The 19,914-nt window shown below is 56.1% G+C and carries 21 protein-coding genes; 11 read left to right on the forward strand and 10 right to left on the reverse strand.

Annotation, left to right across the window (positions count from 1 at the left end; all coding sequences use genetic code 11):
• Window positions 1–56: 56 nt before the first annotated feature.
• The 3 genes from FXN63_RS10475 to mfd all read right to left on the reverse strand — a co-directional run bounded on the left by FXN63_RS10475 (window position 57) and on the right by mfd (window position 5,861).
• Complete coding sequence (locus FXN63_RS10475; RefSeq protein ID WP_148814598.1) at window positions 57–935, reverse strand: DMT family transporter; 879 nt, start codon at window positions 933–935, stop codon at window positions 57–59.
• Between the two features lie 310 nt (window positions 936–1,245).
• Window positions 1,246–2,103 (reverse strand): phosphoserine phosphatase SerB, encoded by an 858-nt coding sequence (serB, locus tag FXN63_RS10480; protein WP_148814599.1) that lies wholly within the window; start codon window positions 2,101–2,103, stop codon window positions 1,246–1,248.
• A gap of 272 nt (window positions 2,104–2,375) precedes the next feature.
• On the reverse strand, window positions 2,376–5,861 hold the full coding sequence (mfd, locus tag FXN63_RS10485) for a transcription-repair coupling factor (protein WP_148814600.1): 3,486 nt from the start codon (window positions 5,859–5,861) through the stop codon (window positions 2,376–2,378).
• Between the two features lie 193 nt (window positions 5,862–6,054).
• Between mfd and FXN63_RS10490 the strand changes: the two genes are divergently transcribed.
• The 4 genes from FXN63_RS10490 (at window position 6,055) to FXN63_RS10505 (ending at window position 9,810) form a co-directional block, all read left to right on the forward strand.
• Window positions 6,055–6,432 carry a hypothetical protein gene (locus tag FXN63_RS10490; protein ID WP_148814602.1) on the forward strand — a complete coding sequence of 126 codons (378 nt, stop codon included), beginning with the start codon at window positions 6,055–6,057 and terminating at the stop codon, window positions 6,430–6,432.
• Between the two features lie 110 nt (window positions 6,433–6,542).
• Entirely contained in the window at window positions 6,543–7,283 is a 741-nt protein-coding gene (gene ispD / locus FXN63_RS10495; RefSeq protein ID WP_246165096.1) for a 2-C-methyl-D-erythritol 4-phosphate cytidylyltransferase, read from the forward strand.
• Window positions 7,280–7,789: a 2-C-methyl-D-erythritol 2,4-cyclodiphosphate synthase gene (gene ispF / locus FXN63_RS10500; protein WP_148814604.1), complete on the forward strand. Its 510-nt coding sequence runs from the start codon at window positions 7,280–7,282 to the stop codon at window positions 7,787–7,789. Before ispD ends, ispF begins: the two co-directional genes overlap by 4 nt.
• A 194-nt stretch (window positions 7,790–7,983) precedes the next feature.
• Complete coding sequence (locus FXN63_RS10505) at window positions 7,984–9,810, forward strand: ATP-binding protein (RefSeq protein WP_148814606.1); 1,827 nt, start codon at window positions 7,984–7,986, stop codon at window positions 9,808–9,810.
• Between the two features lie 439 nt (window positions 9,811–10,249).
• Here FXN63_RS10505 and FXN63_RS10510 read toward each other — a convergent pair whose 3' ends face one another.
• The 3 genes from FXN63_RS10510 to FXN63_RS10520 form a co-directional block, all read right to left on the reverse strand.
• A complete protein-coding gene (locus tag FXN63_RS10510) occupies window positions 10,250–10,867 on the reverse strand; it encodes a hypothetical protein (RefSeq protein WP_148814608.1) in 618 nt (205 codons plus the stop codon).
• Window positions 10,868–10,917: 50 nt separating this feature from the next.
• On the reverse strand, window positions 10,918–11,163 hold the full coding sequence (locus FXN63_RS10515; protein ID WP_148814610.1) for a hypothetical protein: 246 nt from the start codon (window positions 11,161–11,163) through the stop codon (window positions 10,918–10,920).
• Between the two features lie 122 nt (window positions 11,164–11,285).
• Window positions 11,286–12,035 (reverse strand): HNH endonuclease signature motif containing protein, encoded by a 750-nt coding sequence (locus FXN63_RS10520; RefSeq protein WP_187395165.1) that lies wholly within the window; start codon window positions 12,033–12,035, stop codon window positions 11,286–11,288.
• A 1,358-nt stretch (window positions 12,036–13,393) separates the two neighbouring features.
• On the opposite strand from FXN63_RS10520, the gene FXN63_RS27275 reads away from it, so the two are divergent.
• The 3 genes from FXN63_RS27275 to FXN63_RS10530 are packed head-to-tail and all read left to right on the forward strand — an operon-like array spanning window position 13,394 to window position 14,380.
• On the forward strand, window positions 13,394–13,516 hold the full coding sequence (locus FXN63_RS27275; RefSeq protein ID WP_281290866.1) for a hypothetical protein: 123 nt from the start codon (window positions 13,394–13,396) through the stop codon (window positions 13,514–13,516).
• A complete protein-coding gene (locus tag FXN63_RS10525; protein ID WP_148814614.1) occupies window positions 13,509–13,829 on the forward strand; it encodes a helix-turn-helix domain-containing protein in 321 nt (106 codons plus the stop codon). The genes FXN63_RS27275 and FXN63_RS10525 overlap by 8 nt, the downstream gene beginning before the upstream one ends.
• The gene (locus FXN63_RS10530) at window positions 13,826–14,380 is read left to right on the forward strand and encodes a DUF6933 domain-containing protein (protein WP_148814616.1); all 555 of its coding nucleotides are present in this window, start codon (window positions 13,826–13,828) and stop codon (window positions 14,378–14,380) included. Before FXN63_RS10525 ends, FXN63_RS10530 begins: the two co-directional genes overlap by 4 nt.
• A 271-nt stretch (window positions 14,381–14,651) precedes the next feature.
• On the opposite strand, the gene FXN63_RS10535 is transcribed toward FXN63_RS10530, so the two are convergent.
• The gene (locus FXN63_RS10535) at window positions 14,652–14,930 is read right to left on the reverse strand and encodes a DUF2442 domain-containing protein (RefSeq protein ID WP_187395166.1); all 279 of its coding nucleotides are present in this window, start codon (window positions 14,928–14,930) and stop codon (window positions 14,652–14,654) included.
• Complete coding sequence (locus tag FXN63_RS10540) at window positions 14,927–15,187, reverse strand: DUF4160 domain-containing protein (protein ID WP_148814620.1); 261 nt, start codon at window positions 15,185–15,187, stop codon at window positions 14,927–14,929. Before FXN63_RS10540 ends, FXN63_RS10535 begins: the two co-directional genes overlap by 4 nt.
• Window positions 15,188–15,652: 465 nt before the next feature.
• Here FXN63_RS10540 and FXN63_RS10545 point away from each other — a divergent pair, with 465 nt between their 5' ends.
• From FXN63_RS10545 to FXN63_RS10555, 3 genes are all read left to right on the forward strand, one after another.
• Window positions 15,653–16,627: a TauD/TfdA family dioxygenase gene (locus FXN63_RS10545; RefSeq protein WP_148814622.1), complete on the forward strand. Its 975-nt coding sequence runs from the start codon at window positions 15,653–15,655 to the stop codon at window positions 16,625–16,627.
• 158 nt (window positions 16,628–16,785) lie between these two features.
• Window positions 16,786–17,412, forward strand: coding sequence for an FMN-binding negative transcriptional regulator (locus FXN63_RS10550; protein ID WP_148814624.1), 627 nt, complete (start codon window positions 16,786–16,788; stop codon window positions 17,410–17,412).
• 182 nt (window positions 17,413–17,594) lie between these two features.
• On the forward strand, window positions 17,595–18,263 hold the full coding sequence (locus FXN63_RS10555) for a site-2 protease family protein (protein ID WP_187395167.1): 669 nt from the start codon (window positions 17,595–17,597) through the stop codon (window positions 18,261–18,263).
• A 4-nt stretch (window positions 18,264–18,267) separates the two neighbouring features.
• Here the strand turns inward: FXN63_RS10555 and FXN63_RS10560 are convergent, their stop codons facing one another.
• Both FXN63_RS10560 and FXN63_RS10565 read right to left on the reverse strand, forming a co-directional pair.
• A complete protein-coding gene (locus tag FXN63_RS10560) occupies window positions 18,268–18,783 on the reverse strand; it encodes a hypothetical protein (protein WP_148814628.1) in 516 nt (171 codons plus the stop codon).
• Window positions 18,783–19,253, reverse strand: a complete 471-nt coding sequence (locus FXN63_RS10565) for a hypothetical protein (RefSeq protein WP_148814630.1) — start codon at window positions 19,251–19,253, stop codon at window positions 18,783–18,785. Before FXN63_RS10565 ends, FXN63_RS10560 begins: the two co-directional genes overlap by 1 nt.
• Before the next feature lie 160 nt (window positions 19,254–19,413).
• Here FXN63_RS10565 and FXN63_RS10570 point away from each other — a divergent pair, with 160 nt between their 5' ends.
• The gene (locus FXN63_RS10570) at window positions 19,414–19,869 is read left to right on the forward strand and encodes a GNAT family N-acetyltransferase (RefSeq protein WP_148814632.1); all 456 of its coding nucleotides are present in this window, start codon (window positions 19,414–19,416) and stop codon (window positions 19,867–19,869) included.
• Window positions 19,870–19,914: the final 45 nt, after the last annotated feature.

A 19,914-nucleotide genomic window follows, 5' to 3' on the forward strand; every position in this document is an offset into this window, starting at 1 on the left:
CAACCAGGTACTTTGGCGATGGCTGACGCAACATCTGTGCGCCAGCCATCGCCTGTTCACACTGCCGGCTTCTTCTTCATCAGCGCCACCAGCAGCCCAGCCACCACCAAGGCCCCGCCGAACCACAGCGCCATAGTCATCGGCTCATCAAGTATCCACACGGCCTGGGTCAGGCCAAGCACCGGTGTGAGTGCGACGAACATCTGCGCTTTTGCGCCCAGGTAGCGGACCGCCAGCGTGAACAGCACGCTTCCCGCAACCCCTACACCCAGGCCGAAGTACAGGCCCTGGCCGACGACGGCGGTCCAGGCGGCGTGGTGGATGCCAGTGTCGAAGAACAGCAGGTAGGCCAAGGCAACGGGCAGGCCGCTGAGCTGTACGCCGATGACGCCGTCTACGACGGGGATTGCCCAGCGTCGCAGCAAGATGGTGTAGCCCGCCCAGACGAAGGCGGTGGTGACGAGCAGCAGGTCGCCGAACCAGGCCGTGGCGGTGTTTTGCGACAGGGTGGTGAAGATGTCGAATTTGGCGCAGATGACGCCGGTGATCAGCAGTAGCAATGCCAGGGTGGGCGTGCGGTCTGCTGCTGACAGCGCGCGGCGAGCGATCAGCGCGGTGAAGACGGGCGTCAGCGCCGGGAAGATCAGGGCGGAGTGGGACGCCGGGGCGTAGACCATGGCACCAACGAAGGCCATGACGTAGAGCGGACCGGCCATCAAGGACAGGACGGCCAAGCGTTTCATGGAGATACGCAGGAAGCGGCGCTGGTACAGCAGCCACCCCAGCGCTGGCACCAGCACCATACCGGAGAACAGGTAGCGCAGCATGGTCAGGTCTACCGGGCTCAGACCCTGCTGTGCGCCAAAGCGCCCGGCAACGGCTTGCGCCGAGAAGATCGTCACGGCGGTCATGCCGCAAAGAATCCCTGGGTTCATGGTGCGTGGGGTGTGGTCGTTCGCGGGTCACGCAGCAAGGCGTGACCGTGCAGATGATTATTGTTTGGGTGCGCGCAGGCTGGTGTCAGTCGGGCGTCGGCAGAGGCGTGTCTTGCGCAGGGCAGCTTCATGCAGATCCTGAATACGCACGGCGGTCGCTACGCAAAATCATGTCGGCGTGGGAAGTGCACGGCTGCCGCTTCGCATCTTCATGCCGAGCCTCATGTGCTCGGCATGTTCAGCGGGCAACCGATGAAGTGATGCTGCGTCCGATGGAGAACCATTTCCGCCAGACCGGCAGCTTGCGCCATCACGCACTGACGTCGTCGAACCAGGCCAGCATGCCATCCAGGCCACTGACGTTCAGTGCTTGTGATGCGGTATGACGCACAACCGGCTTGGCGTGATAGGCCACGCCCATGCCTGCGGCCGCCATCATCTTCAAGTCGTTTGCGCCGTCGCCCAGGGCAATGGCTTGCGAGGGCTGTGCGTCGTACTTGGCGACGAAGGCGCGCAGGTGGGTGGCCTTGGCCTCGGCGTCCAGAATGTCGCCTACCAGCTTGCCGGTCAGGTGGCCATCGGCTTCGGCCAGCGTGTTGGAATATGCGGCGGTCAGTTGCAGGCGATTGCGCACGCGGTCGGTGAAGAAGGTGAAGCCGCCCGATACCAGCAAGGTTTTCAGGCCAGCGGCGTGCACGGTTGCGATCAGGCGTTCTGCGCCGGGGTTCAGTTGCAGGCGTTCTGCATACACACGGCTCAGCGCATCCACCGGCGTGCCTTCCAGCAGCGCCACACGACGGCGCAGGCTTTCCTTGAAATCGATCTCGCCGCGCATGGCCGACTCGGTGATTTCCGAGACTTCCGCCTTGCGGTTGATCATGCCGGCGATCTCGTCGATGCACTCGATGTTGATCATGGTCGAGTCCATGTCCATCACCAGCGCTTTCCACGACGACAGCAGGAATTCGTCGGGAATGAACGCGGCGTCGATGCCCATCTCGAAGGCGGTGTCGCGCACTGCAATGCGCGTGGCCTCGTCGTCTGCCACGCCATGCAGGCGCAATACGGTCTCGGTGACGCCTTCTTCGCGCTGCGGGCGTGCCAGGGCAAGAATGGGGGCGACGCGTTCGCTGTCGAGGTCGGGGGCTTGGAGGACGAGACGGGTCATGGTGAGGTCAGTGGCTGAAGATTGACGGCAGAGCAGGCCGAATTAAGGTTTTTAGCGCGATCCGCAAGAGTTGGCGTTTTGCGGATCGTGTCGTATGTCTTTGAATTTGGATGAAGAAACGTGCTGCTGACGAACAGCGTGGTCGAATGGTACGGGTAGTGCGGGCTGAAAAATCGTCCAGCAAACGGGTAAGTGTCATCCCACGGACAACATCAGATCCACGCGGTGGGCTGACGCGGTCTTCATTAACCGTGCCCACCCGCACACACCACTTACACCAAGGATCGCATCAGCGCCCGCACCGCATCGACCCGAGCTTTTATATCCGTGCCCTTGATCTCGGCACGCAAACGATCCTGGCCGACGATGCGAACATTTTTGTTCTTCTGCACCAGCTGCATGATGCGCAGCGGGTCAATCGGCGGATTCGGGATGAATTGCAGCACGGCAGTCGACTCACTGGCGTCGATCTTCATAACACCCAGCGGCTTGGCGTCCAGACGCAGGCGGTGGATTTCGATCAGCGCGCGCGTGGCGTCCGGCAGCTTGCCGAAACGGTCGATCAATTCCTCTTGGATGGCAATGATCGCATCGGCATCCTGGCAGTTGGCCAGGCGCTTGTACACCGACAGGCGCGCATGCACGTCACCGCAGTAATCGTTCGGCAACAGGGCAGGTACGTGCAGGTTGATCTCGGTCGTGACCGACATCGGCGCGTTCAGATCGGGTTCCTTGCCATCGCGCAGGGCGCGCACGGCTTCGTTCAGCATGTCGTTGTACATCTGGAAGCCGACTTCCTGGATGTTGCCCGACTGCGAATCGCCCAGCACTTCACCCGTGCCGCGAATTTCCAGATCATGCATGGCCAGGAAGAAGCCGGAACCCAGTTCTTCCATCGCCTGAATTGCTTCCAGCCGCTTCTTGGCATTGCTGGTGATCGCATCTTCACCCGGCGTCATCAGGTAGGCATAAGCTTGGTGGTGCGAACGCCCCACACGGCCGCGCAGCTGGTGAAGCTGCGCCAGGCCAAAGCGATCAGCGCGGTGAATAACGATCGTGTTGGCAGTCGGCACATCAATGCCGGTTTCGATGATGGTGGTACACAGCAGCACGTTGAACTTCTGCTGGTAGAAGGCCTTCATCACCTGTTCCAGCTCGCGCTCCGGCATTTGCCCGTGGGCCACCGCAATACGCGCTTCCGGCACCAGTTCTTCCAGCTTCGCACGACGATTGTGGATGGTGTCCACCTCGTTATGCAGGAAGTAAATTTGCCCGCCGCGCTTCAGTTCGCGCAGCAAGGCTTCACGAATGGTGCTGTTGTCTTCACGGCGCACGAAGGTCTTGATGGCCAGGCGCTTTTGCGGCGCGGTGGCAATCACCGAGAAGTCACGAATGCCTTCCAGCGACATGCCAAGCGTGCGCGGAATAGGCGTGGCGGTCAGGGTCAGCACATCCACTTCAGAGCGCAATGCCTTCAGCGCTTCCTTCTGACGCACCCCAAAGCGATGTTCCTCGTCGATGATGACCAGGCCCAGGCGCTTGAACTTCACCTTGTCCGACAGGATCTTGTGCGTGCCGATTACGATGTCCACGCGCCCATCGTTGATCTGCTCGATGGCTGCGCTGATCTCCTTGGCTGACTTGAAGCGCGACAGCTCGACGACCTTCACCGGCCAGTCTGCAAAGCGATCCGAGAAGTTCTGCGCATGTTGCTCGGCCAGCAGCGTGGTCGGGCACAGAATGGCAACTTGCTTGTCGTTGGCCACCGCCATGAACGCGGCGCGCAAGGCGACCTCGGTCTTGCCAAAGCCCACGTCGCCGCATACCAAGCGGTCCATGGGCTTGCCCGACACCATGTCGGCCAGCACAGCCTCGATGGCCGCGGCTTGGTCCACGGTTTCTTCGAAACCGAAGGAATTGGCGAAAGTTTCGTAATCCGCCAAGGGCAGCTTGAACGCAAAGCCCTGACGCGCGGCGCGGCGGGCGTAGATGTTCAGCAATTCCGCAGCGGTATCGCGCGCCTGCTGCGCAGCCTTGCGACGTGCCTTTTCCCACTGGCCTGAACCCAGCGAATGCAGCGGCGCGGTTTCCGGGTCGGCACCGCTGTAGCGGGCGATCACATGCAACTGCGACACCGGCACATACAAAGTGCTGCCACCCGAATACTCGAGATGCAGAAACTCCATCTCGCCTTCGCCAATGTCCATCGTCACCAGGCCGTGATAACGCCCGATGCCATGCTGCGCATGCACCACCGGGTCGCCCACACGCAACTCGGACAGATCGCGCACCATCGATTCGATGTCGCTGGCGCGTTCCTGGCCGCGCTTGCCACGGCGGACTGTATGACCGGCGAACAAGTCCGCTTCGGTCAACACACTTAAATGCTGCTTGGGCAGCACAAAGCCAGACGACAGCGGCGCAATACCAATAGAGAAGGGCGTCGGCGCATCCAGGAAGGCCGGGATATCAGCCACCGGTTCCGGGTGCAGGCCGAAGTCGCTCAACATCTGCGTGATGGTTTCACGGCGACCGGCAGATTCCGCACACAACAAGACCTGCGCATCGGGCTGGCTGACCAACGCGCGCAGACGCGACACCGGGTCATCGGCCTTGCGATGCACCGACACATCGGGCGGCAGGCGGAAATCCGGGTGCGTGCGCTCGGCGGTGAATGCCAACCGTGCAAACGCACGTAGATGCCCATACAAACCTTCCGTATCCAGGAAAATCGATTCCGGCGGCAACACAGGGCGCTCGCGATCGCTTTTCAGGAAGTTGTAGCGAGTGGCAGTGTCTTGCGCAAAACGGCGAATGGCATCGTCCAGATCGCCAATGGTGACGGTAATGCTCTGGTCCGACAGATAATCGAACAGCGTAGCCGTCTGGTCAAAGAACAGCGGCAGGTAATACTCGACACCCGGGAACGCAATACCGTTGCCAATATCCTTGTAAGGCAGTGCCCGCGACGGATCGCCCTCAAACACCTCACGGAAACGCGCGCGGAAATCATTGCGTGCCGACTCGTCCATCGGGAATTCACGGCCCGGCAGCAACTGCACGGTCTTCACCGGATACAGGCTGCGCTGCGTATCGATATCAAACGCACGAATCGACTCGATCACGTTGTCGAACAAGTCTAGCCGATACGGCACAGCCGAGCCCATTGGGAACAAGTCGATCAAGCCCCCGCGAATGCAGAACTCACCCGGCGCAGTGACTTGCGTCACGTGTTCGTAATTGGCCAGCGTCAACTGCGTGCGCAAGGCCTGCTCGTTCAGCTTGTCACCCTGCTTGAACGAGAACGTGTAGGCCGCCATGAACGCAGGCGGCCCCAGGCGATGCAGGGCGGTCGTCACCGGCACCGTCAACACGTCCACCGCGTTCAGCGACAGCGCATGCAAGGTCTTCAACCGCTCGGACACCAAGTCCTCGTGCGGCGAGAACGCGTCGTAGGGCAGCGTTTCCCAGTCAGGGAACTGATGCACCCGCAATTCCGGCGCAAACAAGCGCACTTCCTCGGCCAGGCGCTGGGCGTCCAGCGGGTCAGCACTAAGAATCACCAGCGGGCGCTTGGCCAAACGAGCCAATTCCGCCAGCAACCAGGCATCACCCGCGCCCGCAGGGCGGGGCTGCGCGTAGCGCTCCCCGGACTTCAAGCCAGCCAGAATCGACCGGGCAAGATCGGCAAGCGGGCTGGCAAAAGAAGTGACAGACGCGTCTAGCGGGTTGGCTAGTGGTTGGGAGGAGTCAGACATCAGCAGGTGGGGACGGGCCAGAACTTCGGCGGCCGGGGAGGCAAAAATCTATTATAGGAGCGTCAGGCCGGGCTGGGCGGCATGCCCCTGCGGGGCTTGTGCGAATGCGTAACGCCCGTTGGTGATGGCCGTGACGCAGGTTCCAGCGCTGGGACACCTTGGACAAAACAGGACACTTCAGAGGACACACCAGATGAGCATCTCGATCTACTACAGTGCCGACCGTGACCACCCGCTGTCCGAGGCCGAACAACGCAGCATCGACGCCTGCATCGCGAAATACCCGCCACCCGCACCAAAACGCCGCTTCTTCCTGTTCAAAGGCGAAGCATGGGAAAGCTTCTGCGTCTACGCCCGCACACCACGCACCGACGCAAACCGCATCTTCCAGGGCGCAACCAAACTATCCGGGCCGGGCGCGGAAGACATCTGGGAAGGCGTCCAGCACTGGTGCGCGTTGTTGACCGAAATCCGCCGAGTCGTACCTGACGCCCAGTGGGACGTATCGGTAGACGACCAGAAAATCGTCTGGGACGACGAAGCAAGGATGTATCGGCCCGAACTCGAATGAGAATGGTGTAATAGGACTGGCGCGGTGAGCCGCTCGCTTTTGAAGCGGGCAGTGCTCCAGGGAGCTGGATACCTGACCACCGCGCTGCCCCATTGATTCAAAGAGACCGAATGTCGCACACCGCATCCAGGATGATCGCCATCGTGCCCGCCGCCGGCGTCGGCGCGCGCGCCGCCCAAGACACCGGAACCGCGTCGCCCATCCCCAAGCAATACCGCCTGCTGCACGGCCAACCCATGCTGCGCCACGCCGTGGCCGCGCTATTGGCCGAACGCCGCATCGCCCGCGTCATCGTCGCTGTCAGCCCCAGCGACGCCTGGGTAGACACTGCATTGTCCGGCTTGCCACGCACCGACGTCTTCGCCTGCGGCGGCCCCACCCGGGCAGAAACCGTACAAGCCGCGCTACGCGCCAGCGGCTGCACCGAACACGATTGGGTCCTGGTCCACGACGCCGCCCGCCCAGGCCTGCCGCTGGCCGCACTGCAGCGCCTGATCGACGCCTGCGTACGCAGCGGCACCGGCGGCCTGCTGGCCATCCCTGTGGCCGACACGATCAAACTGCAAGACAACGACCCGTCGCCCGCCGACGACGACATGCCCCAACTGCGCCGCGTTGCTCAAACCGTACCGCGCGCCGGCCTGTGGCAAGCCCAAACCCCCCAGATGTTTCAAGCCGGTGTATTACGCCGCGCATTCGCCGAAGCCATATTAGCCGGCGTGGACATGACCGATGAAGCCAGCGCAGTAGAAGCGCTGGGCCAGCCGCCCTTGCTGGTGCAAGGCTCGCCCCGCAACTTCAAGGTCACCTGGCCCGAAGATTTCGATTTGATGGAACGTTGGATGTCATGAGCAATACCACTTCGAATTTGTCGCAGTTTCCGTTTCGTGTGGGGCAGGGGACTGATGTCCATGCCTTGGTGACTGGTCGGCCGCTGATTATTGGCGGAGTGATCATTCCTCACACGCATGGTTTGGCGGGGCACTCAGATGCTGATGTTTTGCTTCATGCGATTACGGATGCGATTTTGGGTGCTGCGGGGCTTGGGGATATTGGCAGGCACTTCCCTGATACCGATCCTACTTATAAAGGCGCAGATAGTCGGGTATTGTTGCGTGTCGCTTACGAGCGAGTTCAGGCGGCGGGGTGGGGCGTGGTGAATGTGGATGCGACAGTGCATGCGCAGGCACCGAAGATTGGGCCGCATGCGGCGGCGATGGTGGCGAATATTGCTGCGGATCTGGGGATTGATCCGGGGTGTGTGAATGTGAAGGCCAAGACCAATGAGGGGATTGGGCACATTGGGAGGAAGGAGGGGATTGGGGCTAGTGTTGTTGCGATGGTGGCGCGGCCTTGAAACTACGGCGTGATGCCGAATAAACTAAGACTGAGTTTCTTGAGGTTGCTTGGGTCGTGGGTGATAATGGATTTTATTTTCCGGTGGGGGCGCCGAGTCGAATTTCCTATTTCCGTTGCTTCCGTTGATAGCGGGAGGCATTATCAAAGTGTAGCCGGTTTGGCTGATTGGAATACGTCTTGGGGGGAGGTGATATGCGCTTGGAGGCTGTTAGCATTAGCAATTTCCGCTGCTACGCAGAAGAGATTCGAGTCGAGCTCGACGATTTGACAACTTTTGTCGGTCGAAATGATATAGGAAAGTCAACGATCCTAGAGGCATTGGAGATATTCTTTAATGGGGATATCGTGTCAATGGAGCAAGGTGATGCACACGTTCACAATGCCGATAAGAATGTACTAATCACCTGCGAGTTTTCGGACCTCCCGCGCACGCTTACCCTGGACGCTGGCGCTGAGACAACCTTAGCCGATGAATACTTGTTGGCTGAGGATGGGCGGCTGAAGATCCGGAAAATTTTCGATTGTTCAAACAAAAAGCCGTCTGCAGATGTCGTAGTCATCGCTTACCATCCTACCGCTGCCGATTGTGGAAATTTGCTAGAACTAAAAGAAAAAGACCTTCAGAAGAAAGTCAAGGATCTCGGACTGAAAGTTGCTTTGAAAGGAAATCCGGGAATGAGGCGCGCCATCTGGGAAGCCGTCGGTGATTTGCAACTTCAAGAGGTCGTTATTCCGGTAGGTCGTTCTAAGGAGGATGTGAAGCGGATCTGGGAGCAAATCGACCCACACTTGCCCATATTTGCGCTCTTCCAGAGCGATCGGAGTAGCAGAGATTCCGACGATGAGGTCCAAAGTCCTATGAAAGCCGCAGTGGCCGCTGCCATTGCGGAGGTTCAGGATGACATTGCACGAATTCAAGCCAAGGTGCGCGAGAAGGCGGAAGAGATTGCGCTAAATACGCACGCTGCATTAGCCACAATCGATCCAAATCTAGCCCGCGAACTTGTGCCTGAGTTCACCCCACCTACCGCATCAAAATGGCAAGGTCTATTTGCCCTTGGCCTAAATACCGACGATGGAATACCGTTGAATAAGCGAGGTAGCGGTGTGCGGCGGTTGGTTCTGGTGAGCTTTTTTAAGGCAGAGGCGGAGCGTCGTCTTAAGACCAGCGCTAAACGTAGCATCATCTACGCCATCGAGGAGCCGGAGACCGCGCAGCACCCGAACAATCAGCGCATTCTCATTGAGTCATTTAAAGCGCTAGCAGAAGATTCTGGTTGCCAAGTGCTCTTGACAACTCACAGCCCCGGGTTTGCTTCCTCGCTTCCCCAGGAGAGTATCCGATATGTTTCGCGCGATTCTGAGACAAAAAAGCCCGAGATCCAGTCCGGAGTCGACGTGTTCGACCAAGTTGCAGCAGCACTTGGAGTAACGCCTGATAGTAGAGTTCAAATTTTAGTCTGTGTCGAAGGACCCACCGACGTTCTCGCTTTGAAAGCCCTGTCCAAAGCACTGCATCAATCTGACTCGACCTTACCAAACCTGGCCCTTGATGGACGCCTGGCCTTCGTTGTTCTTGGCGGTGGCACTCTGGAACATTGGGTCAATCAGCATTACTTGCGTGGCCTAAATAAACGCGAAGTGCATATCTACGATGCAGACGTACCTGATTATGCTGAGTCAGTAAAGCAGGTCAATGCGCGAGGAGACGGCTCTTGGGCGGTGATTACTGCCAAGCACGAAATTGAAAGTTATTTGCATAAAGCTGCTATAGCGCAGGCCTTTAGCTTTGCCATCGAGGTTACGGACCATCCAGTTGGGGGTAAAGCAACACCCAAGGTTTTTGGAGAAGCGTTTGCGGCACACGTCGGCCATGGAAAACCTCTCAAAGACTCCACCGCAAAAAGAAAGCTTGCTCAACAAGCATTTCCATATATGACAGCGGCAATGCTAGATGAAAGAGATCCAAATGGAGAGGTTCGCGAATGGTTTCGTCGAATGGGAGCAATGCTTAGTTAGAGAGCCAATTGGGGGGGGCTTGGCAGTAAGTGCCGTGTTTGAGTCATGCGCGTCGTATGCTTCGGGCGAATTTGTCAAGTCATTCCCGTCGATATGATTCTAGTTTTTTGGCAGTAATAATGTCGTCAAGCCGATCAGCGGTTCACGAGATCGTCCGAGAAAAAACCGGACGGGGTTTATGCCGACAAGTATACGACGACAAGATGTACAGTAAAGCGCTACGGCGACGAGCATTCAAGACAGAGTTGCGCGACGAGTATCGAAAACAGCAAGCGACTCGGACGTCGTCTTTATCTGTCGAACGAAAGCCCGCGTTTGATCCCCAAGGGGAGCATAATATGCGGGTCGGCTTCGAGCGCCAACCAGAAAGGCGCAGGAACCATTGGAATGCAGCACTTGCGAATGTTGTACTTTTAGAGACTAGCCACTTGCGCGCTATCTATCCTAAAGTCCCTTTTATCGCAATTCCTCTCGGTATTTGTAGATCGTCGAACTTTGCGGAAGTTATATTCCGATCTCCAGTTGTACACCTGAATAGTTCTAAGAAGAACCGATATGATGTCAGGTTGCAAGAGTCATGCAGAATACGGCTGCTTGCTCCTGCGATCTTCGTCGCAGAAGCACATCGCATCTCTGATTTTGTATAGTTAAAAACGAACGAAGCCGGTGTAATGCTAAGCATTTTGTCGCACTGGGCGGCGAGTTCTTTGTGGCTTGCAACGGTCATCGTTGCACCATCATCAATCCTCTTTGATTGAATAAGAACGCCTTTTGAGTAAGTTAGCTGGCGTGTCTTAATTGAAACGTGAAACAGCATATCGGCGCCAGCTTTCTTCTCTTGTGCTGCCACTCCTTTACGGTGCCGAAGAATGGATGAGGACCATGAGACGCCACCAATCTTCTGGTCAAATGCGGAGTCAAGCCGACCTATTAATGCCCCTGTGATGTCGTCTTCGTCGGTGATTAGTTCATCAGCATACTTCTGCATAGCAGCGCTGACGGCACGATCTGCGGCATGTGCCGCTGCACGAAAAGCTTCTTCGAGCCTGTTTTCCATCTAAGCTCCAAGGCAAGCCGAGTATTCACACGGCGTCAATAAATTGATTTTTATTGCTTGAGTCGATTTAATTTATCTTTTGTCAACGCTGCTGCATATTTACGATTTTCCTCTGACGCAGGTAGTTCTTCAACTGCACCGTTAGGGAAAATTAACTGAATAATTTCCTCGTAGTCTGACGGGTTTCCTGATTGGTCGACCGATTTGGCTCGGAATTTTCCCGTGATGATGGCTGTTATGTTTTTTGCGGAAATCGGGCCAATATTTGTGTGTTCGAACTGATATTTTTCGGACATAAGTTTCCAGGTAAAAGTCTAATTTTTGATGTCTGTCGAATGAGCTATATGTTAGTCTGTTTTCGGATCGGCAAATAATTTAATTTGAGATGCCTGTTGATATATAAAAGCCCATTTTTTTATCAGCCAATAAAAGATGCCAGATGAACTTCTTGGTAGTTGTATTTCAGGAACTGCAAAAGGCCGTCGTAGCTCTTAAGGAGTTTGTTGAGGCAATCCTCAATATCTTGATTTACTTCCTGTCGCTGCTCATAGGTCAGCTTTCTTGATATGTGTAAATTTTTAAAGTCACCATTACTAATCTTATACAAGGCACTGTGATTGTAGCTGGTTGCCCGAACGTAGTTGTTTAAGTGGCAGAGATCAGACCAGAATGCGTAGAAGTGACCTTCTAAGTGGCTGTCAAAGAAAGGGCGGCAGTGCGGAAAGTCTTTGCCGAAATTCTCACAGACCTCTTCCACGGTAAAGAGATTCATGTTGAAGATTGCAGGCAATCCGTCCACTAGGGCAGGCGTTTGGATAAGGGGTAAGTATCTCATTAATCCCACAAGCGCACCAATATCCATCGATCGCGCTTGCGTTCGATGCTTGAACACTTGACTCACGTAGTATTCGTGCTCATTTTTTAAACGATGCAACTTTTCTGGCGGATAGTTGGCTTCATCGTTATCAACCTCTGTGTGGTGATTCGGGCACAAAAGAATAAGATTTTCGTAGTCGTCTCTATGTCCATTAAACGGAAGATCGCCGCGCGCCCCTCCAGTATTTTTGGCGATGATGTGCGCCATCTCTCCAATTTTCACGCGGTGCTTAACGACAGGCTCCTTGCAAATGCTGCACCGCCCCGCTGCCAATCCAAATAGTTTGGACACCGTATGAATTGTTATGGCCACAACCTCACCCCCGTTTCGAAGAAATATCCGTTACATATTAGCATTGACAGCAGGTCTGCACTCGACGTGCCGTGATTTTTGTATCACCCTAGCGTGGTGCGATTTGCTTAAGAATATGTAATGACTTTTCGGCAGTAATGCAGGCAACAACGTCAAGCAGGCCGCATAGACACAAGACATCGACTTGCAGATCGTCAAGCTGGCTGACGCCAAGAAGGCTTTGTCCAGCGCGCTACGCAGATACTGTCCACAGCGGGAAGTTCGTAACACGCGCCAGATATGGGAGTGGTTTGTTGTAGCCATTTATTGTGAGCTAGTCGGTGGTTTCGGTCTTGTGAATAGTTTCTCGCTTTATTCGTTGCAGAAGGTTGCTATTTTCTGATGAAAATTTCCATGAATAGGCTATGCAAAATAAGCCGAATAAGATGCTGGTGATCTTTATTGCGGTCCAAGTTGCGTAAGTGGTTGGCGGGATGGAATCAACAGCTGTAGATAATGTTAGCCAGATACTTGCTGAGAATCCTATCGACGCTGATCCAAGCGACAGGAAAGTTGCTGCATGAGTACGTAATGTTCCGATGTTATCTAAGGTTTCGTCTGTGACAGCGTACTCCTTCACCTCTCGCCGGCCAGAAACATGGCGAACCGTACTTCCTTGGGGGAGGAGGGGCCTCTTTCAAGACCGTTTTTCATCAGGCTTGCTTTCCGTCGTTAAAACGTCGATCCCCAGAACACGTGCTACGAAATGGGTCGCGTGCCCACATTGTTTGCAGTACGTCACCACTGTAGGTAGCCGACTATGCGGGGCTATTACGGAAACGGTGTCTGATCGATTTGCAAGCAGAGCGGGATGTATAAAAAATTCTTGTGATCCACAGGTTGGGCACGGTGGCTTGCCAGAGGGAAGCCGGTTCCAAAAGCTTGTTAATTTTTGTACAACTGTACTGAATTCATGGTCAGTGAGGGTCCCATCCGGTCGGGGCATAAAGGCCTTCTTGAAAATTTGACGTGATGACACTGGGAGTTTATTTGATTTTAGCCATAGTTTGCCTCAGGTAGGCGTAATTAAAGGGGACGTGCAAGTCTTATTGACCGTGCTCTTGGTTCAATGCATTTTCCCACTCAAAGCTCGCGCCGCCGTAACAACCCTCTGTACAAACCCCTCTGGCATCCAATCAGAAAACAATCTGGAGATATGAGTCGCCCCCAGCGGTTCCCACGCGCACCTGTTCCACCAACTCTCGAATCCTCACCGGATCGGTAATCGTGAACCGCGTCATCGGCTTCAACAGCACCCTCGCCAAATATCGTCTACCTGCTCGGAAGATAAGTGCAAAATGATCACCCGCCCTCCGGACGAAGAGGGAACGGGCATGCGGCAGGAGTTGCTGGCGCTGACCGCACAGCAATTGAATTCAGCGGTGCAAGACGGCGCATTACAGGAGATCTGCCATGACTAAGCCCAAAGCAAAAAGCCGAATTCTGGATGCGATCCAAGAGACGGCTGGTGATCTGCACCGTTTGGGTTTCATCGAAAAGCGCAAGCAGGAAAAGCTGGAGGTGCTATGCCTCCCACCAATTCCGCCTTATAATCGCGCGCGAATCCGTGCGTTGCGCGAACGATTGCAGCTAAGCCAGACGGTGCTCGCATCGGTGCTCAACATAAGTCCGTCCACGTTACGTAAGTGGGAGATTGGCGAAAAGCACCCTAGCGGGGCTTCGCTGAAGCTGCTTGATCTGCTGGCGCGCAAGGGCTTGGAGGCAGTGCTTTGAATGATGCCGTGTCTTATTTGAAGTGCACGGGCGAGGTGCAAAAGGCGATTGGCCTCGACAAGAAGGCGCTTGCCGAGGCATCGCCGGCTTTGTCCCCGTTGGGGCATTGGTATGTCCACCGTTTTTCGGTGGGGCGGACGAAATTTTTCTTGTTCATGAGCGAGGTTTCTCTTCTTTCCTTCGTCCTCCAGAAGAGCAAAACGCCAGTCACAACCAAGACTTTGCCCACCCTGTTCCTGCTAGGGCTTAGCCAATTGCTGTCCATGAAAGGCATTGACGCCGCCACAATTGAAAAAACCGTGGCACCTTATCTTTCCGGTCGCTTTGCCAAAACCGATAGCCGCAAGACCTTGGGCTGCATGAACGATCTCGTGTTCCAGTACACGGCGATGGTGGAGCAGGGTGGTGGCGCGGCCTCTTGCGACCTGTCGGACGTCATCTGGCGGGCCAATGAAATACCGCAGCGGACGCTGGGGTGGGAGAAGTCTTGGGTGGTCACTCAGTCGCTTATCGAGGGTACAGACCCAGTCCTCAAGTCCGCTTCCAGATAAACGCCCGCGCCGCCGTAATCCTCATCGACCTTTGACTTTGTCAACAGTTTGCGGATCGTGGCCGGGTCCGTGATCCTGTATCGCGTAAAGACTTCAAAGATGAACGCGCAATAACATCGTCCATATGCTCGTCCGGGAAGTACGCCATGACGGCGCGCCTATCGGGTGCACAGAAGACCGGCATGCTACGGCCTAAAAGCTTCGCAAAGCACGGCTGCCGCTAGCTCTGCATACGCAGCGCATGAAACGATGTCCAGGTCGTCGAAGACGCTCAGGTCTGCAAAGCAGTACCTTGCGCTTGGATGCTCGCATGCAACGCATCTGGCGCTAGGTCGACCTCGCCCAGCCAAGTCACCGCGCCGTGATCAACGTAGACTTGCGCAAATATGCTGAGATCGCGCAGCATGGCAAAGACGCCCGCATCTTCTGAGCAAATCAAATCCTTCAAGTCAGCTACCCCACGAAGTCCGTCTTGAAAGACAACTTCAATTTTCCACGCTGACACCACTCTCACAGAAAGCACATGCCAGGGCGGTGGGTTCTTGCTCATGGCAACGGGCGAATCTTGCGCGGTGCCTGTCTCATCTCGCATAGCTTCCAATCCTCCATCAGTTCCGCCCGATGTTCTTGCGCCCATTCCAGTACAAGCGCATTGGCTCTGCGCGGCAACTGACCTTCGATCACGGTAAGCGTTCTGATGTCTATCAGCGCCTCTGCGTCAGCATACAGCGCGTGGAAATGAGGTGGTGCGTGATCCTGGAAGTACATCTTGATCAAAATTCCGTAGAACGCACTGATCGTCGGCATCGTTAACTGGTGAATTTTAGAGCTGCAGAATGCCCGCTCCATCACACATGAGCTTATTTGGCATGTCTGCGTGCTTCAACGCCGTTTGTAGCTTGATGTCCTAGGCAGATCGCATATGGTCGAGGTGAGCAGGGCGTGAATCGCTCACCCAAATCGCCAAACCTGCGATTTTAGTTCCGCTTCAAGCTAGTGCTTGCCCTGCCACCCGCCCATTCTCCACCCCGCCAGCTGCATCGCCGACACCCGCGCAAACAAACTCCGCAACGCCCGGTCATTGGCAGAATCCTCTGTCTTCCGCGTCATCATTCGACCCCAATCCGCTGCCAGCCATTTGCCCGAAGACGAATGGGAAACGCTGTACCGATGCGCTGACCGGCTGCTTTACGAGGCGAAGCGCAGTGGCCGGAACCCGGTGGTCCATGGTAGAAGCAGCCTTACCCCTATGACGATTTCGGAAGTTCCCACATGAGCATCATCCTCAAACAGCCCCTGACCGGTCCCGCCACATGGCGCGGTGCCGACCTGGTCAACGACACGTCCTGGATCAAGCACCTGTCAGCCGACATGATTGCCGAACTGGATGCGGCGCTGGCTGAAGTGAAGCGACGGGGCTTGTCGTTCCCGAATTTCTCTGCCGACGATTTCCCGATCCAGACGCTCAAGCCCTTGCTGGATGCCATCTCTGAAGAACTGGAGAACGGCCGCGGCTTTTCTTTGCTGCGTGGGTTGCCGGTGGAACGCTATAGCGACGATGAGATCCACATCATCAACTACGGCATTGGCCTGCACATGGGTGAACCGGTGCGGCAAAACGCCAAGGGTGATTTGCTGGGCTTGGTGCAGCACGTCGGCGACGTGACCAAGAAGGAAACGCGCGTCTATCAGACCAACCTGTACTTGCCGTATCACTCTGACCCGTCGGACGTGGTGGGCCTGCTGTGCGTGCGCAAGGCGAAGCAGGGCGGGGTCAGCAGTTTGATCAGCGTGGGGGCGATCTATAACGAGCTGCTGAAGAACAGCCCGGAATACTTGGGGCTTTACTACCGCCCGATGTTCTACGCCCACCTAGATCAGGACCTGCGCTCGCCGCTGTTCAGCTACCACGCGGGCAAGCTCAGCTGTCGCTATTTGCGGCAGTACATCGAGCTTGGGCACGAGCAGAACAATCGGCCCTTGTCGCAGGTCGAAGTGGAAGCGCTGGACGCGTTCGATGCCGCCATGCAGAAGCCGGAATTGCGGCTGGATATGATGCTGGAACCGGGTGACCTGCAGTTCGCCAATAATTATGCGGTGCTTCATTCGCGCAATGCGTTCGAGGATTTCGAGGAAGAAGACAAGCGCCGCAAGATGTATCGGCTGTGGTTGAAGATGCCGAATGCGCGCGCCTTGTCGCCGGAGTTTCCCGGGCGTAGTGGGTTCTCGGGCGTTGCTGCTGGCTGAATAAGCGCCAAATCATGCGAGAGCAAGCCTAGTGCTACCGCCGCCTTGCAATGGCTTGGTCGATTTCCGCAAAAGCGGCTCTAGGATGGGATCAAAGTTTGTGTTTCATTGCTGGGCAGCGACAACGCTGCCATTCAAGAGAAACACCGAGGACCATCATGTACTTGCCCGCCCACTTCGAAGAGAATCGCGTCGAAGAACTCCATCGCATCATTACCGAATTTCCATTTGGTGCGTTGGTGATGAACGGTCCGAATGGCTTGGATGCGAACCATTTTCCGTTCATGTTCGACGTGCAAGCGGGCGGGCAGGGCAAGTTGCTGGCGCACGTGGCACGCAACAATCCGGTCTGGCAGGACGCCTGTGATGGCGACGATGTGTTGGTGATCTTCCGGGCGGGCCAAGCGTATGTGTCGCCGAATTGGCTGCCCAGCAAGCATGAAGAGCATCGTCAGGTTCCCACCTGGAATTACCAGGTGGTGAACGTCCACGGCAAGATCACCATTCGGGACGATGCGCGTTTTCTGCGGGGCTTGCTGGCGCGGTTGACCCGCACGCACGAAGCGCGCATGGGTGAGGCCAAGCCCTGGAAGATGGGCGATGCCGACCCTGCATTCATCGATGGCCGGTTGGCTGAAATCGTCGGCATCGAGATCGACATCACGAAGATCGTTGGTAAATCCAAGCTCAGTCAGAACAAGGACGCGCGTGACCGCGCGGGCATCGTGCAGGCTTTGCGTGCGCGGGGTGAGGATGACACGGCGAACGCGATGCTGAATACGTAGCAGCGTCGGGTGCTGAAAAACCGCCGAGGTGAACGAAAACGCATACCTCGCGCGCCCATTGGCACCCTCACGATAAAAGCAATTGCTACCAAGATTTGCGATGGCGCTTGCGGGTGAAGGCGGCCGCTAGAATGGCGCGCCCGTCAGCGCCTCTCAACCGGTGCTGGATTTCACCGAACACCTTGTTTTCATCGACCATCATGTATCCCTTGTTGAGCGCCGTCGTGTTGTGCGTGTTGCTGCACACGTTCGTCATCGCCTTGTGCGCAGCAGCCTTCGGCATCAAAGTGCGCGAGGTGTCTATTGGCCTTGGACCTACCGCGTTCAGCATTGGTCGCCTAACGCTCCGCGCGCTTTCTTTCGGCAGTTCTGTGCGCTTCAAGGATTCGCGGGAAGAAGAACTCGACGAGTCCGACATGCACGATGCCTTTGACGGTCGCTCGGCGTTGGTGCAAATGTTGATCGGTCTGTCTGGCTGTATCGCACTGGTGGCCTTGTCTGCTGCTATCTGGCAGTCCGAAGCCATCCGCTTGGTGTTGGATGGCTTCGTGCAGATCTTGTGGGGTGCTGCGTCGCCGCGTGTGAAGGCGCAGGCTTTCTTGGCGCAGGCGGAACAGGTGCTGGCTGGGCTGCCGTTTCTGGCGGTGCTTGGCTTGGTGGCAGCAAAGCTGGCTGCGTTCAACTTGCTGCCTTTGCCTGCGGCAAACGGTGGCTTTGTGCTGGCGACCTTGGGCCGCGTGTTTGGCATTGCCCAGCAGTGGCCGGAAAAGCTGACCTCGGGTTTGCTGCTGGTTTATTTCGCGATCGCCTTGTCTTGGTTGGCAGCCTTGGTCATGTATCTGCTGCGCTAATGCATTACGTCTGAGCCACCGCCATCGCCGCAAGGATGGCCAGTGCGATGAGAAAGCTGATCAGCATTTGCTTTTGCTGACGCATATCGGTGGCAAGCACTGCACCCTTTGAGCGCGCATCGCGTATGACGCTGATCTGGCGATTCTGCAGCAACTGACGCCAGTCATCGTCGGTCATCCAGCAGGCCGCCAGGTTCTCGGGTTCGCCAAGCGCAATGAATACGTCTCGACACGGCACGGGGCCAAGCGAAAACTGAGATTGCCGAATCGAGTCCTCCAGGTGCAAATGGATCATCGGGCGAGCATCGCTGGCATCGCTCTGTGTCAGATCAGGGATGGAAATCTCAAAGCCCGTTACACGCGCTTCCGTTGCGCGTATCAAAGCCTGTCGGGCGAATGTCGCTATTTTCTTGAAGAGATAATAATAAGCAAGGCCGCACAGCGCCACCATGGCGAGGAAGGCCAGCCCAAGAAAGCCAAGAAGCAAGACGAGAAACACCGCTTCGAAGAATGTTCCCATCAGAGTTTCCAGAAAAGCAGGAAAGGTGCTGTCATCCAGCTGGCAGCAATCAGTGCCGCGATGGCGATCAGCCCATAGAATAGTTGGCTAGTATTCGCTTCTGCACGGGCATTGCCTGGCTGGTCGTGCGGAACGTAAAGGGTGAGGCTGCGCGCCTGCTTATCCAGATTTACGTTGTTTTCTTCCGTGACCAAGTACTCGATCTCATAAATTCTATTATCGAATTCATATCTCAGAAGATAGATATTTCGTACGCCAATTCGGCTTATTTTTCTGGCATGAATGCGGGCGCTGATTTTTCTTTGGTCCACGATCTGCGCTTCGATCAGGCTATGCGGTCGGAACATATCGCGCGCACCTTCGACTACCCAGCTTCCCAGCCCGCTCATCAGCAGCAGCCAAAAAGACAGCAATAGGGGCGCAGCCAGCAATGTCATCAGGCCCATCGATACGTTGAAAATGTCGTCCATGAAATATCGCTTCGTTGAAAAATCGACGGATTTTGCCGTAATAGTACCGGTTGCTTTCTGAAGCTGAACGCAAGCCCCCGGCGGTTCGTCTAGCGTTGCTTGTTGGCAGACCCAGGGATGATAAATTCAGTCTCTGCCTCCACTGTGATGAGTTCACGCCATGCCATTTATCACCGTTCGCCAAGCCGTGCTTTGTGATTTGGATGCATGCGCTGTCCTGTTTGACGAGTATCGCCAGTTTCAAGGGCGGGAAAGTGATCTGCCAGCAGCGCGTGCGTTTATCCGTGCGCGTGTCGATCATGGTGAATCGGTGATCTTTCTGGCGTACGAGGGTGATACGCCGCTGGGTTTTACGCAGCTTTATCCAATCTTTTCGTCGGTGTCGATGGCGCGTGTTTTCATCCTCAACGATTTGTTTGTGCGTGAGGCTGGTCGCAGAAAAGGGGTCGCCTCTCACTTGCTGAATGCGGCAGAAGCCTACGCGCGCGAGTTGGGAGCGGTACGTCTGTCCTTGGTTGCTGCGGTCGACAATGTCTCCGCTCACCAGCTGTACGAATCGCGGGGCTGGAAGCCGGATCAACAGTTTGTGGCATACCACCAGGCGCTTCAGTCATAGAACGCACTACGCGCGACGTTTGCGTCTTGCTACATCTCGTGCACG

Source organism: Pigmentiphaga aceris (assembly GCF_008119665.1).
Classification (GTDB): Bacteria; Pseudomonadota; Gammaproteobacteria; order Burkholderiales; family Burkholderiaceae_B; genus Pigmentiphaga; species Pigmentiphaga aceris.